Here is a 14,652-nt window from a genome sequence, read left to right on the forward strand (position 1 = left end):
GTGTCGGGCGGCCAGGGCGATGCCGAAAGCAAGATCGCGGCGATGGAACAAGCGGGCATCCGCGTCTCCTCCTCGCCCAGCCTGCTCGGCGAAACACTCGCCGAAGCGCTCAAGGGCTGAATCCGGACACCCGGGCGGGAACTTTGGAGTTCCGCCCGGCCTTCCCTCCCCAGGACAGGCACGATGGGCAACGAAGCACACGATTTCCTCCCCGACGATCCCCAGCCGGGTCCGAGCTGGGGCCGCCCGGACTGGCGCGGCGTCGCAGACGACCTGACGGCCGCGCTCGATCCGACGCAGATGCAGGTCGCGGTCAAGGCTGCGGCCGGCAAGGCCGGCGCGCCGTCCGATCCCAAGGCGATCGAGGAAGCGGCCGCGGATTCGATCCGCGCGATGATGCTGGTGCGCACTTATCGCGTGCGCGGTCACCTTGGGGCCGATCTCGACCCGCTCGGTCTGAGTCACCAGAACCTGCCGGCCGACCTTGACCCGGCCTACCACGGCTTCACCGGCGCGGCGCTCGATCGCAAGGTCTACATGGGCGGCACGCTCGGTCTCGAGTGGGCCACGGTGCGCGAACTGGTCGACGTCCTGAAGCGCAATTACTGCGGCAAGGTCGGCTACGAATACATGCACATCGCCGACGTGGAGGAGCGTCGCTTCATCCAGGACCGGATCGAAGGCGGCGACAAGTCGATCGACTTCACCCCCGAAGGCAAGAAAGCCATTCTCGGCGCGGTCATTCGCGGCGAACAGTACGAGAAGTTCCTCGGCAAGAAGTACGTCGGCACCAAGCGCTTCGGCCTCGACGGCGGGGAATCGATGATCCCGGCGCTCGAAGCCGTGATCAAGTACGGCGGCCAGCTAGGCGTCAAGGAGATCGTCTACGGCATGGCCCACCGGGGCCGCCTCAACGTTCTCGCCAACGTGCTGGCCAAGCCCTACCGGGTGATCTTCCACGAGTTTTCGGGCGGCACCGCCAATCCAGAGGATGTCGGCGGATCGGGCGACGTCAAGTACCACCTCGGCACCAGCACCGACCGCGAGTTCGACGGGATCAAGGTTCACATGAGCCTGCAGCCCAACCCGAGTCACCTCGAAACTGTCGACCCGATCGTGCTGGGCAAGACCCGCGCGCAGCAGGCGTTCCGCGACGACATCGGCCAGGGCAAGCACAAGCAGGTCCTGCCCGTTCTGATCCACGGCGACGCGGCCTTTGCCGGCCAGGGCATCGTCTGGGAATGCTTCGGCTTCTCGGGCGTCAAGGGTTACAACACCGGCGGCTGCATCCACTTCGTCATCAACAACCAGATCGGCTTTACCACCAGCCCGCAGTTCAGCCGCGGATCACCCTACCCTTCGGACGTCGCCAAGGGCGTCCAGGCACCGATCCTGCACGTCAACGGCGACGATCCCGAAGCCGTGACCTTCGCCTGCAAGCTGGCGATCGATTACCGCCAGACCTTCGGCCGCGACATCGTGGTCGACATGTGGTGCTACCGCCGCTTCGGCCACAACGAGGGCGACGAACCGTCGTTCACCCAGCCGCTGATGTACGCCCAGATCAAGAAGCATCCCGCAGTCAGCGCGCTCTATGCCCAGCGCCTGATCCAGCAGGGCGTGATCGACAAGGATTATGGCGCCGAAGTCGAGATGCGCTTCACCCAGACGCTCGAACAGGAATTCGATGCGTCCAAGGGCTACAAGGCCAACGAAGCCGACTGGTTCGCCGGACGGTGGAGCGGGCTGCACGCCCCGGCTGATCCGGAAACGGCGCGCCGCAACATCCACACGGGGATCGAACAGAAGCTGTTCGACAGCCTGGGCCGCACGCTGACCACGGTTCCGGACAGCGTCCAGATCCACAAGACCCTGACCCGCGTGCTCGACGCCAAGCGCGAGATGTTCACCTCGGGCCAGGGCTTCGACTGGGCGACCGCGGAGGCTCTTGCCTTCGGTTCACTTCTTTCCGAAGGCTTTGGGGTGCGCCTGTCGGGCCAGGATTCGGGCCGCGGCACCTTCAGCCAGCGCCACGCCGTCTGGGTCGACCAGACCGACGAGCACAAGTACGTGCCGCTGTCGACCGTGCCGCACGGCAAGTTCGAAGTGCATGACAGCCCGCTCAGCGAATACGGCGTGCTCGGCTTCGAATACGGCTATGCCAGCGCCGATCCCAAGAGCCTCGTGCTGTGGGAAGCGCAGTTCGGCGATTTTGCCAACGGCGCGCAGATCGTGATCGACCAGTACATCGCAAGTTCGGAATCGAAGTGGCTGCGCGCCAACGGGCTCGTCCTGCTGCTGCCGCACGGTTACGAAGGCCAGGGACCGGAACACAGTTCTGCCCGGCTCGAACGCTACCTGCAGCTCTGCGCGCAAGACAACATGCAGGTGTGCAACATCACCAGCCCGGCCAACTACTTCCACGTGCTGCGCCGGCAGATGCACCGTCCGTTCCGCAAGCCGCTGATCATCATGACGCCCAAGTCGTTGCTGCGCCACCCGATGGCCAAGAGCGAGGCGAGCGAATTCGTCGGCGAGGCGCACTTCAAGCGCATCCTGTCGGACCGGAACGGGTCGCCGGACGAGGCGACCAAGCGCGTCATCCTGTGTTCGGGCAAGGTCGCCTACGACCTGATGGAAGCCCGCGACGCCGCCGAGATCACCGACACCCAGATCGTCCGGCTCGAACAGCTTTACCCCTTCCCGGGCGAGCCGCTGGCCCTGCGCTTCTCGAAGATGCCGAACCTGGAAGAGGTCGTCTGGTGCCAGGAAGAGCCGCGCAACAACGGCTCGTGGTTCTTCGTCGAACCGTTCATCGAGGAAGCCCTGATCGCAGCCAAGCGGAATGTCACCCGCCCGCGCTATGCTGGCCGCGTTGGCAGCGCTTCGCCGGCAACGGGCCTCGCCAAGCGGCACGAAGCCGAACAGGGCGCGCTGCTCGGCAATGCCCTGGGCCTTTCGGTCCGCTCCGAAATCCGCCGCCGCAAGAAGGCCTGAGGAAAAGCCATGTCCACCGAAGTCAAAGTTCCCACCCTGGGCGAATCCGTTGCCGAAGCAACGATCGGCGAATGGCTCAAGAAGCCGGGCGAAGCGGTCGCGCTGGATGAACCGATCGCCAGCCTGGAGACCGACAAGGTTGCCATCGAGGTTCCCGCGCCGGTCGCAGGCGTGATGGGCAACTATGTCGCAAAGGTCGGTGACAACGTCGCCGTCGGCGCGGTGATCGCAACGATCGAGGATGGCTCGCCGTCCGCCGGCGCCGAACCGGTTGCCGAACGCAAGGAAGCGCCGGTCGCTCCCGCCTCGGACACGGTTGCTCCGCCCGCGGCGCCCGCCAGTGCCGATGCCGCAGCCGCGCTGTCGCCGGCTGTGCGCCGCGCCGTGCTCGAACACGGGATCGACCCCGCCTCGGTCAAGGGCACCGGCAAGGACGGCCGCCTGACCAAGGAGGACGTGCTTGCCGCCGCCCAGGCGAAAACCGCGGCACCGGCGCCTGCGGCCGCCGCTCCGGCCGCGCCCGCACCCGCCACTCCGGCGGGCGACCGCGGCGAGGAACGGGTCAAGATGACCCGCCTGCGGCAGACCGTCGCCCGGCGGCTCAAGGAAGCGCAGGACACCGCCGCCCTGCTCACCACCTTCAACGACTGCGACATGTCGGCCGTCATGGCCGCGCGCGAGAGGTTCAAGGACAGCTTCGAGAAGAAGCACGGCGTGAAGCTTGGCTTCATGAGCTTCTTCGCCAAGGCGGCCTGCCTTGCACTGAAGGACTTTCCCGGCGTCAACGCCCAGATCCAGGGCGAGGAGATCGTCTACTTCCCCTACGTCGACCTGTCGGTCGCGGTGTCGGCTCCGAACGGTCTGGTCGTGCCGGTGGTCCGCAACGTCGACAAGATGGGCTTTGCCGATATCGAAAAGGCGATCGGTGACCTTGGCAAGCGCGCCAAGGAGGGCACGCTGACCATGGCGGACATGCAGGGCGGCACCTTCACCATTTCCAACGGCGGGATCTTCGGCGGGCTGATGTCCACGCCGATCATCAATCCCCCGCAGTCGGCGGTGCTGGGCCTGCACCGGATCGAGGACCGCCCGGTTGTCCGGGGCGGCGAGATCGTTATCCGCCCGATGATGTACCTGGCACTGTCCTACGACCACCGCCTGATCGACGGACGCGAGGCAGTGACCGCGCTGAAGACGATCAAGGAAGCGATCGAGGATCCGACCCGTCTACTGATCGATCTCTGAGGATAGACCAATGGCTGATTACGATTACGACGTCCTCATCATCGGCGCGGGCCCCGGCGGATATGTCGCGGCGATCCGTGCGGCGCAGCTTGGCCTCAAGACCGCCTGCGTCGAAGGGCGCGACACGCTTGGCGGCACCTGCCTCAACGTCGGCTGCATCCCGTCGAAGGCGATGCTCCACGCAAGCGAATACTTCGATGCCGCCGCCAACGGCTCGATGGCGAAGATGGGCGTCCTGGTCGAGCCCAAGCTCGACCTTGAAGCCATGCACGCCCAGCGCCGCGACGCGGTCAAGCAGCTGACCGGCGGGATCGAATTCCTGTTCAAGAAGAACAAGGTCGACTGGCTGAAGGGCTATGCCCAGTTCACCACCGCCGACACCGTCGAGGTCGCGGGCAAGAGCTATCGCGCGAAGAACATCGTCATCGCTACCGGCTCAAACGTGACCCCGCTGCCGGGCGTAACGATCGACCAGAAGGTCGTGGTGGACAGCACCGGCGCGCTCGAACTGCCCAAGGTGCCGAAGAAGATGGTCGTCATCGGCGGCGGCGTGATCGGACTGGAACTCGGTTCGGTCTGGCGCCGTCTGGGCGCAGAGGTGATCGTCGTCGAATTCCTCGATGCGCTGCTGCCCGGCATGGACATGGACGTGCGCAAGGAAGCGGCCAAGATTTTCAAGAAGCAGGGCATGACGCTCAAGCTCGGGACCAAGGTGACGGGCGTTGCGGTCAAGGGCAACACGGCCACGCTGACGCTCGAACCCGCTGCCGGCGGCGCGACCGAAACGCTGGAAGCCGACTGCGTGCTGGTGTCGATCGGGCGCCGTCCGAACACTGACGGCCTCGCGCTCGACAAGGCGGGGCTGGATGTCAACGCTCGCGGCCAGATCGAGATCGACCACGATTTCCGCACCAAGGTCGCAGGCATCTGGGGCATCGGCGACGTCGTGCCGGGGCCGATGCTGGCCCACAAGGCCGAGGACGAGGGCATCGCCGTGGCCGAGAACATCGCCGGGCAGACTGGCATCGTCAACCACGCGGTGATCCCGTCGGTGGTCTACACCTGGCCTGAAATCGCCGGGGTCGGCCTGACCGAGGACCAGGCGAAGGAACAGGGCGAGATCAAGGTCGGCAAGTTCCCGATGCTGGCCAACAGCCGCGCCAAGACCAATCACGAACCCGATGGCTTCGTGAAGGTCATCGCCGATGCGAAGACCGACCGGGTCGTGGGCGTGTGGTGCATCGCCAGCGTTGCCGGCACGATGATCGCCCAGGCCGCACAGGCGATGGAATTCGGCGCGACGAGCGAGGACATCGCCTACACCTGCCACGCCCACCCCACGCACAGCGAGGCAATCAAGGAAGCGGCCATGGCCGTGACCGGCAAGCCGATCCACATGTAAGGAACTGATCTTCCGCCCCTTCGTTTGCGTTTCACCGGCGCAGACAGGGGGCGCGAATGACGACGTTCAAGAAGGTTGCCGGCGCCGCGCTGGCCATTGCCGCCGTGGGCGGACTTTCCGCGTGCAATCGCAGCGCCGGTGATGGCGCGCCGCCGCGCGCGACTGACGCAATCACATCTCCCCCGCAAAGTTCGATCATCGCCGTCCCGATCGAGGCCGATATCGGCGCCCTGCGCGCCGCGCTGGAACGCGAGGTGCCGCGTCAGCTGTGGACCATCGACAAGCCGGACCAGGTCTGCGTGCCGTCCAAGAAGGTCAAGGTGCTGGTCGTCAAGATCAAGACCCCGACATTGAAGTGCCGCCTGGTCGGCCAGGTGACACGCGGCGCGCTCTCGATCGGCGGTTCGGGACGCGACCTGATCGTCACCATGCCGGTCAGCGCCGTGATTCGCGCACAGGACATCGGCGGGATCCTGAAACAGGAAACCGCCACCGCCCGCGCTCAGGTCCGCATCGCGGTCCGCATGGACCTGGCCAGCGACTGGAACCCGCGCAGCAAGGTCGACATCAACTATGCCTGGACCAAGCAGCCGGGGGTCGAGTTCCTGGGCCAGACCATCGACCTCACCCATACGGCGAACGACAAGCTTGCCGGCGTTGTCGCCAGTCTCGAACGCACCGTGCCTGTGGAAATCAACAAGCTGGGCTTCCGTCAGCAGGTGGAAAAGGCGTGGGGCGAGGCGTTTACCTCGGTCCCTCTCAACCGCGACAACCCGCCGGTTTGGATGCGCATCACTCCCCAGGAACTGCAGTATGGGGGATACAACCTGACGGGCACGAAGCTGACCCTCAGGCTCGGCATGAAGGCCCAGACCGAAACCTTCGTCGGCGATCGTCCGGCCGACCCGCCAAGCAGCCCCCTGCCCCCTGTGCGTCCGCTCGATGCGAATACCGGCAGCCTGCAATTCTTCATCCCGGTGATCGCCGACTATGCCGAGCTCGAGCCGGTTATTTCCGAAGCGCTGGTCAAGCGGTCGGACCGCCCCTTCGACATTCCGGGGTACGGGCCGGTGAACGCCAGCTTCGGCAAGGTCACCGCCTATGGCACAACCGACGGGCGGATTGCCGTGGGACTGCAGTTCGCCGCCGCCGACGCGGCCAGCGGGAAGGAAGCCGCCAAGGGCACCGTATGGCTCACCGGACTGCCGATCAACCCGCCCAACACGCAGAAGGTCATGTTCACCGACGTCAAGGTCAGCGGCGCCACCGACAGCACCGGTACCAACCTGTTGCTCAAGCTGGCCAATTCGCCGGCGCTTTCGCAAACCATTGCCGAAGCGCTGGCCCAGAACTTCACCAGGGATTACAACGAACTGCTCGGCAAGATCAGCCGCGCGATCGATGACAAGCGCGAAGGCAAGCTGGCCATCCAGGCGCGGATCGACAACGTGCGAACCGGATCGCTCAAAGCGGCGGGGAACGGGCTTTACCTGCCGGTCTGGGGCACGGGAACGGCGGCGATCCGCGTGCTGCACTGACGCGCTTTCCCCGGCATTTCGTCGCCTTTCCCCTTTCCCGGCGGGCGCTGGACACTATGAAGGGCGCCAAACCCGAATTGCCGACAAAGGAAGCGCCCCGTGGCCGATACGCACACCATCAAACTGTCCAGCGACGAGATCGAGATTCTTGTCGACGCCCTCGAAGCCGACATGGAAGGCTATGTCGAAGCCGCCAAGGAAGCGCGCGGCAACAACCGCCGCGAGGAAGTGGCCACCTTCACCGAAGCGGCCCAGCGCATCCTGGCGGTCAAGACCAGGCTCGAAGAGTTGATCGAAGACTGACCCGCCTGCCGGTACTGTCGATGGAACCCGCCGCCTTGCCAAGCTTGCCGCCGGTCCTCGACCTTGCGGGAACGGCGATCTTCGCGCTGAGCGGAGCGCTGTTGGCTGCCCGCCTCAGGCAGACGTTCGTCACCATGGCCTTCTTCGCGCTGGTCACCGGGGTCGGCGGCGGGACGGTTCGCGACCTGCTGATCGGGGCGCCGGTGTTCTGGGTGCGCGATCCTTACGTGGCCGCAGTTTGCCTGGGCGTAGCCCTGGTCGCCTGGTTTACCCCGCACCGCTGGTGGGAGGGCCAACTGCTGGAATGGGCCGACGCCGCAGGGCTGGCCGCCTATGCGGTGCTCGGAACAGCCAAGGCGCTGGCCTTTGGCGTTGCTCCGGTCCCGGCGATGATGATGGGGGTGATCACCGGCTGCGTCGGCGGGGTGATCCGCGACGTGCTCGCCGCGCGGCCGTCGATCATCATCCGTCCCGAGATCTACATCACCGCCGCTGCGCTGACATCGGCGATCGTCGTGGCTGGCAATCTCGCCGACCTGCCGCGTCCGCCGGTGTGGATCGTGGCCGCGCTGGCCGGCTTTGCCCTGCGCGGCCTCGCCATCGCGCGGGGACTGGCGCTGCCGAGCTACAACCGCGACGGGAATTAGAGCCGGTCGAGTTCCTTCAGAGGGCGGCTCGCATCGGCGAGGTCCGCGGGCGCGATCGACGCCCCTTCTTCGACAAGCTTGCGCGCCTGAACGTAGTCCTTGATCGCGTTGACCGCGTCGACCGCGATGATCCGGCCCTGCTTCAGGTAGATCACCGAAAAGCTGCGGCTGGCCACGTCGCCCCGCACGATCTCGGTGTCGTAGCCGGTCGACAGACCGACCGTCTGCAGCTTCAGGTCGTACTGGTTCGACCAGAACCACGGCGTCGCCTTGTAGGGTTCGCTCCCGCCAAGCAGCGCCTTGACCGCAGTCACGGCCTGGTCGTTGGCATTCTGGACGCTTTCCAGCCGCATCACCGCGCCATCGGCAAAGCGGTTGGCGTGGGCGGCGCAGTCGCCGATCGCGAAGACGTCGGGCAGGCTGGTGCGGCACAGTTCGTCCACATCGACGCCATTGCCCCCGGCCGCGCCCGCCGTCAGCAGCGGGCCCACCGCTGGAACGATGCCGATACCGACGATGACCATCTGGCAGGCAATCTCGCTGCCATCGGCCAGCCGCACGCCCGTGACGCGACCTTCGCCGAGGATCGCGTCGATCCCGGTTTCGGTGCGCAGATCGACACCGTGGGCGCGGTGTTCGGCCTCGTAGAACGCCGACAGTTCCGGTCCGGCGACCCGCGCCAGCACGCGCGGCAGGACTTCGAGCAAGGTCACCGCCTTGCCCAGCTTGCGCAGGACTGCGGCGGCTTCCAGCCCGATGTATCCGCCGCCCACGACGACCACGCGTTCCACCCCGCCAAGCGCGGAGAGGATCGCATCGGCATCCTCCCTTGTGCGCACGCCGTGGACGCCCGCCAGTTCCGCACCGGGAATCATCAGCCGGCGTGGATCGCCGCCGGTTGCCCAGATCACATGGCCGTAGGTTACGGTTTCGCCGCTCGACAGGGTCAACTCATGCGCCCGGGGATCGAGCGCGGTGACTTCGGTCGACAGGATCAGGTGGATGTCCTTGCCCGGCCAGAACTCGGGCGGACGAACATAGAGCCGTTCGAAGGTCTTATCCCCGAGGAGGTATTCCTTCGACAGCGGCGGGCGTTCATAGGGCGGTTCGCTTTCGCGTCCGATCATGGCGACGCTGCCGGCAAAGCCCTGCTGGCGCAACTGGATCGCGGCGGCCGCACCACCCTGCCCCGCACCCACGATCACGACGTCAAACTTCATGGCCTGCCGATCCTCCATCCATTCACCGGGCCATAAAGCGCAAACCCCGCACTGCAAGGGGGAAGCGGAACGGGCTTCGGTCGATCAGCGACCGGTAAAGGCAGCTGGCCGCTTTTCGAGGAACGACGTCACACCTTCCTTGAAGTCGTCGCTGGCGAACAGCGGTAATAGTTGCAGGTAAACGTGCTGCACGTGGGTATCGAAGGTTTCGTCCATGCCCATGCGCATCATGCGCTTGGCCGCGCGCACGGCCATCGGCGCGTTGGCGGCGATCTCGCGGGCCATGGCCAGCGCCGCACCCGCCACCTGGTCGGTCGGGACGACGGAATTGACCAGCCCTTCGGCCAGGCATTGCTCGGCCGTCAGCGTGCGGCCGGTAAAGATGATCTCGGCCGCCTTGGCCCAGCCGAGCATCCGCGGCAGGAACCAGGTTCCGCCGCTTTCGGGCAGCACGCCGCGCTTGACGAAGGCCGCGGCCAACTTCGCGTCGGCGGCCATGATGCGAATGTCGCAGCCCAGCGCGAGGTCCATGCCGTACCCCGCAGCCGATCCGTTGAGCGCACAGATCACCGGCTTGTCCATCGCGAACAGCACGGTAGGCGGCGTGTTTCGGAGATCGAGCGTCGGCGGCGCCTTGCGCTGCCCGCCACCGATCCCTTCGCCGGCAGACGCCTCGTTGAGGTCGAGCCCGGCGCAGAACGCCCGGCCCGCACCGGTGAGGATCACCACGCGCACGTCGTCATCCTCGTTGGCGCGGACCAGGGTCTGCGTCAGTTCGTCGAGCATCGCGGACGAAATGGTGTTCATCCGCTCGGGCCGGTTGAGCGTGATGGTCGCGATGTGATCGGCGACGGCGTAGGTCATGGCGCTCATGTCAGGCCCTCCTGCAGGCCCTTGTCAGGCTTCGATGCGCTCGATGATGATCGCCGGGGCCATGCCGCCCGCCGCGCACATCGTGACGAGGCCGTAGCGGCCGCCCGTGCGTTCCAGTTCATCCAGCGCGGTGCCGATCAGGATCGAACCGGTCGCCCCGATCGGATGGCCCAGCGCCATGGCGCCGCCGTTGGGGTTGACCTTGGTGCGGTCAAGCTCGAGGTCGCGGATGAACTTTTCGGCGACCACGGCGAAAGCCTCGTTGATTTCCCAGACGTCGATATCGTCCTTCTTGAGGCCAGCCTTTTCCAGCACCTTCTTCGCCGCCGGAACCGGGGCGTTGAGCATCAGCGTCGGATCATCGCCCTGGTTGGCATAGGCAACGATCCGCGCGCGCGGCTTGAGCCCGTGCTTTTCGGCATAGGCCGGGCTGGCAATGAGCAGCGCCGCGGCGCCATCGACCACGCCCGACGAGTTGCCGGCGTGATGCACGCCCTTCCATTCCAGTTCGGGATAGCGGCGAGTGATCTGCTTGCGGAAGGTGGTCCCGCCGCCCAGGTCGAAATCGGCGATCCCGTCAAAGCTGGCCTTGAGGCTCGACAGGCCTTCCATCGTGGTTTCGGGGCGCGGAAACTCCTCGCGGTCCAGCGCGACGGTGCCGTCGGGGTTGTAGACGGTGACCACCGACTTGTCGAAACGGCCTTCGCGGATTGCCCGGTCGGCACGTTCCTGGCTGACCAGCGCCAGCGCGTCGAGCGCGTGGCGGTCGATCCCTTCGCGCGCGGCAATCGCATCGCCGCACACGCCCTGGTGGCTCTGCGGGTGCAGCGCATCGAGCTCGGGGTTGCCCGCGCCCATGCCCAGCGGCTTGATCCCGGCGTTGGCCAGTTCGGCGCCATAGGCCGAAGTGAAGCTCATCATCTCGGTTCCGCCGGCAATGACGCAGTCTTCCATGCCCGACATGACCGTTGCCGCGGCCAGGTTCACCGAAGTGATCCCGCCGCCGCAGAAGCGGTCAAGCGTGGTGCCGCTGGCGGAAATGTCATAGCCTGCAGCCAGCGCCGACATCCGGCCCAGGTCGCCGCCCTGCTTGCCGTTCTGGCTGCTGGTCGACCAGATAATGTCGTCGACCGTCGTCGTGTCGAGGTTGTTGCGCTCCTTGATCGCCTTGAGCACGGTCGCCGCGAGGTGCTGCGGGTGCAGGTGCGACAGCGCGCCCTTGCCGGGCTTGCCGATCCCGCGCGGGGTGCGGACGGCGTCGATGATATAGGCTTCGGACATGGGAGGGTCTCCTTCGAAAATGGGGGTCAGACCAGCATGCCGGTCAGGCGCTGGCGGATGATGGCTTCGGCATCGGCGACGATCCGGGTGACCAGGTCGTGACAGGTCGGAATATCATGGATCAGGCCCTGGATCATCCCGGCCGACCAGATCCCATGGTTGGTGTCGCCGGTCTGGAGGCCCTCGCGGCCGCGCACGCCCTTGACCAGGTAGGCAACCTCCTCGAACGGCTTGCCCTCGCGTTCGGCTGCTACGACCTGCTGGCTGATCTCGTTCTTGGCGACGCGTGCAGTGTTGCGATAGGTTCGGAAGATCAGGTCGGTCGAGCGTTCGTCGTTGGCGACCATCAGGTCCTTGAAGGCCTGGGCGATCGGCGCTTCGACCGTGGCGGTGAAGCGGGTGCCCATATTGATGCCGTCGGCGCCCAGCGCCAGCGCCGCGGCAAGGCCGCGCCCGTCACCGAAGCCGCCGCTCGCAAGCAAGGGAATCTTGACCTTGTCGGCTGCGGCGGGGATCAGGATGAGGCCGGGAATATCGTCCTCGCCCGGGTGGCCGGCGCATTCGAAGCCGTCGATGCTGATCACATCGACCCCGGCTTTCTCAGCCGAGAGCGCATGCCGCACGGCGGTGCACTTGTGCAGAATCTTGATGCCGTGGGGCTTCATCATTTCCCACAGTTCGCGCACCGCAGGGGTGCCGGCCGTCTCCACGATCTTCACCCCGGAATCGATGATCGCTTGGGTATAGGCCTTGTAATCGGGCGGATTGATCGTCGGAAACACGGTCATGTTCACGCCGAACGGCTTGTCGGTCATGCTCTTGCAGCGCTCGATCTCGGCGGCAAGCGCCTTGGCGTCGGGCTGGGTCAGGCCGGTCAGGATGCCGAGGCCACCCGCATTCGACACGGCGCTGGCCATTTCGGCCACGCCCACCCATTGCATCCCGCCCTGGACGACCGGATGCTCGATCTCCAGCATGTCGGTAATGCGCGTCCTGATTGCCATGATTCCTCTCCACACCTGTTTGGAGAGACATTTAACCGCTCAATTAAACTTGGCAACAGCTATGACGCCCCGGGACCGAAATGAGCGACCAGTTCGTAGCTGTCGCCGCGGAAAACCTGGCGCACGAAAGTGATCGGATCGCGGCCGCGCCATGTCCTGCGCTCGACGCACAGGCAGGGATCGCCTGGCGACAGGCCCAGGAGCGACGCTTCCTGCGGGGCCGCGCCCACGGCGGTGATGCGGGTGTCGGCCTCGGTCCAGGGCACGTGACGCAGCAGCCAGGTTCCGGGCGCTTCGCGCGCCAGGTCGGCACGGGCGATATCGGGCACCGCCGCCAGGCTGACCAGGCGGTCCTCCACTGCTATGCCCTGTCTATCGGCGAAGTGGACCCCGACCAGGTGCCGCGCGGGCCGGCCGGCGAGGTGCCCTTCGCGCACGGCCAATTCCTCGCTTCGGTCCAGGCGGAAGGCATAGGTCTGCCCGCGCGCCGCAATGAGCGGCGCAAGGTCAGGCACCTCGAGCACCATCGAATGAACGCGCGGCCGCGCGACGAAGGTGCCGGCCCGCTTGCGCCGCTCGATCAGCCCGGCGGTCGCCAGGGCGGACAGCGCCTTGCTGACGGTCATGCGCGAGCAGCCGAACCGCGCCATGATCTCCTGTTCGGTCGGCAGTCGCGCGCCGGGAGGCAGGTCACCGGACAGGATCTGGCGTTCGAATTGCACACGAATCCTGTCGCCGAGCGGACGGGTCATACCACCAGCCGCGCCAGTGTCGCGGCATAGCGCGCCGCGATTTCCGCACGCGCATGATGGCGCCCTTCGCTGACCATCTTGCGGCCGCGCCGCCAGACGCCGTCGATCGCCTCACGCCCGGCGACGAAGACTGCAGCATCGACGCGCAGGGCCTCGGGCATTGCAGCAAAAGCGCCGTGGCGGGAATCGAGGCTGACGAAGTCCGCCGAGTGTCCCGGCGCCAGGCCGAACGACGCGCCCAGTGCCCGGGCCCCGCCCTGCCCGGCCTGGTCGAACAGCGCAGCCCCGGTCGACTGCCCTTCTCCGGATGCGACGACATTGCGCTTACGCAGCGCAAGACGCTGGCCGTACTCGAACCAGCGCAGCTCCTCGAACATGTCGATCCGCACGTTGCTGTCGCTTCCGACACCCCACGCGCCGCCCGCGCCGAGGTAGGCGGATGCAGGAAACAATCCGTCGCCAAGGTTCGCTTCGGTTATCGGGCACAGCCCCGCCACTGCTCCGCTCGAGGCAAGACGGGCGGTTTCGTCCGGCGTCATGTGGGTCGCGTGGACCAGGCACCAGTTCGACCCGACCTCCGCATGATCGAGCAGCCAGTCGACTGGGCGTTGGCCGCTCCACGCCAGGCTGTCCTCGACTTCGCCCACCTGTTCGGCGATGTGGATGTGGATCGGGGCTTCACCCGCCAGCGCCGTTAGCGCGGCTAGCTCGTCCGGGGCGACCGCTCGCAGGCTGTGCGGTGCGACGCCGAGTTGGGCATCGGGCAAGGCAGACAGCGCCGCGCCGCAGGCCTCGTGCAGCCGCGCGAAGCTATCCAGCGTGTTCACGAACCGCGCCTGCCCGGCCTGTGGCGGCTGGGCGCCAAAGCCGGAGTGAGCGTAGAATACCGGCAGAAGCGTAAGCGCGAGGCCGGTCTCGTCCGCCGCCGCGACAAGCGCCGCGGCCATTGTCGCCGGATCGGCATAGCATGCGCCGTCCGGGGCGTTGTGGAGATAGTGGAACTCGCCAACCCGGGTGAAGCCGCCTTCGAGCATTTCGGCATAGGCCATGGCGGCGATCGCCTGCATCGCCTCGGGGTCGAGCCTCTCGACGAAGCGGTACATCGCCTGCCGCCACGACCAGAAACTGTCCTCGCCGCGCCCGCGCATCTCGCCCCGGCCGGCGATGGCGCGCTGGAAGGCGTGGCTGTGGAGGTTCGGCATGCCCGGGATCAGCCAGTCGGCCCGCTCGTCATCGGGTTCGGCCGCGACGCCGCACGCGATCCGCCCAATCAGACCACCCTCAACCTCGATCCGGACGTTGTCGACCCAGCCCCGGGGCAACAGAGCCGAAGCGGCATGGACGGCGTGGGTCATGGCTGCGATCCTCTCGAATTCAATTATGTCTATAC

Annotated in this window: 12 protein-coding genes and 1 pseudogene; 7 read left to right on the forward strand and 6 right to left on the reverse strand. The window is 66.4% G+C overall.

The window, feature by feature from the left end; all coding sequences use genetic code 11:
• The 7 genes and pseudogenes from B0I00_RS15690 to B0I00_RS15720 all read left to right on the forward strand — a co-directional run.
• Window positions 1–120 (forward strand): annotated as a pseudogene (locus B0I00_RS15690) (succinate--CoA ligase subunit alpha); the annotation flags it as partial.
• Between the two features lie 63 nt (window positions 121–183).
• Window positions 184–2,997, forward strand: a complete 2,814-nt coding sequence (locus B0I00_RS15695) for a 2-oxoglutarate dehydrogenase E1 component (RefSeq protein ID WP_100868363.1) — start codon at window positions 184–186, stop codon at window positions 2,995–2,997.
• 9 nt (window positions 2,998–3,006) lie between these two features.
• A complete protein-coding gene (odhB, locus tag B0I00_RS15700) occupies window positions 3,007–4,242 on the forward strand; it encodes a 2-oxoglutarate dehydrogenase complex dihydrolipoyllysine-residue succinyltransferase (protein WP_100868364.1) in 1,236 nt (411 codons plus the stop codon).
• Window positions 4,243–4,252: 10 nt separating this feature from the next.
• The gene (lpdA, locus tag B0I00_RS15705) at window positions 4,253–5,644 is read left to right on the forward strand and encodes a dihydrolipoyl dehydrogenase (RefSeq protein ID WP_100868365.1); all 1,392 of its coding nucleotides are present in this window, start codon (window positions 4,253–4,255) and stop codon (window positions 5,642–5,644) included.
• Between the two features lie 56 nt (window positions 5,645–5,700).
• On the forward strand, window positions 5,701–7,182 hold the full coding sequence (locus B0I00_RS15710; protein WP_100868366.1) for a DUF4403 family protein: 1,482 nt from the start codon (window positions 5,701–5,703) through the stop codon (window positions 7,180–7,182).
• 99 nt (window positions 7,183–7,281) lie between these two features.
• Window positions 7,282–7,485, forward strand: a complete 204-nt coding sequence (locus B0I00_RS15715; protein ID WP_100868367.1) for a hypothetical protein — start codon at window positions 7,282–7,284, stop codon at window positions 7,483–7,485.
• Between the two features lie 20 nt (window positions 7,486–7,505).
• Window positions 7,506–8,132, forward strand: coding sequence for a trimeric intracellular cation channel family protein (locus B0I00_RS15720; protein ID WP_100868368.1), 627 nt, complete (start codon window positions 7,506–7,508; stop codon window positions 8,130–8,132).
• Here B0I00_RS15720 and B0I00_RS15725 read toward each other — a convergent pair.
• The 6 genes from B0I00_RS15725 to B0I00_RS15750 all read right to left on the reverse strand — a co-directional run bounded on the left by B0I00_RS15725 (window position 8,129) and on the right by B0I00_RS15750 (window position 14,617).
• Window positions 8,129–9,352 (reverse strand): NAD(P)/FAD-dependent oxidoreductase, encoded by a 1,224-nt coding sequence (locus B0I00_RS15725; RefSeq protein ID WP_100868495.1) that lies wholly within the window; start codon window positions 9,350–9,352, stop codon window positions 8,129–8,131. The genes B0I00_RS15720 and B0I00_RS15725 overlap by 4 nt on opposite strands.
• A gap of 84 nt (window positions 9,353–9,436) precedes the next feature.
• Entirely contained in the window at window positions 9,437–10,225 is a 789-nt protein-coding gene (locus B0I00_RS15730) for an enoyl-CoA hydratase/isomerase family protein (protein ID WP_232730309.1), read from the reverse strand.
• A 24-nt stretch (window positions 10,226–10,249) separates the two neighbouring features.
• A complete protein-coding gene (locus B0I00_RS15735) occupies window positions 10,250–11,506 on the reverse strand; it encodes an acetyl-CoA C-acetyltransferase (protein WP_100868369.1) in 1,257 nt (418 codons plus the stop codon).
• A gap of 26 nt (window positions 11,507–11,532) precedes the next feature.
• Window positions 11,533–12,510, reverse strand: coding sequence for an NAD(P)H-dependent flavin oxidoreductase (locus B0I00_RS15740; protein WP_100868370.1), 978 nt, complete (start codon window positions 12,508–12,510; stop codon window positions 11,533–11,535).
• A gap of 59 nt (window positions 12,511–12,569) precedes the next feature.
• Window positions 12,570–13,262: a UTRA domain-containing protein gene (locus tag B0I00_RS15745; protein WP_100868371.1), complete on the reverse strand. Its 693-nt coding sequence runs from the start codon at window positions 13,260–13,262 to the stop codon at window positions 12,570–12,572.
• Window positions 13,259–14,617, reverse strand: coding sequence for a formimidoylglutamate deiminase (locus B0I00_RS15750; RefSeq protein WP_100868372.1), 1,359 nt, complete (start codon window positions 14,615–14,617; stop codon window positions 13,259–13,261). Before B0I00_RS15750 ends, B0I00_RS15745 begins: the two co-directional genes overlap by 4 nt.
• Window positions 14,618–14,652: the final 35 nt, after the last annotated feature.

It is taken from the genome of Novosphingobium kunmingense, assembly GCF_002813245.1.
Lineage (GTDB): Bacteria > Pseudomonadota > Alphaproteobacteria > Sphingomonadales > Sphingomonadaceae > Novosphingobium > Novosphingobium kunmingense.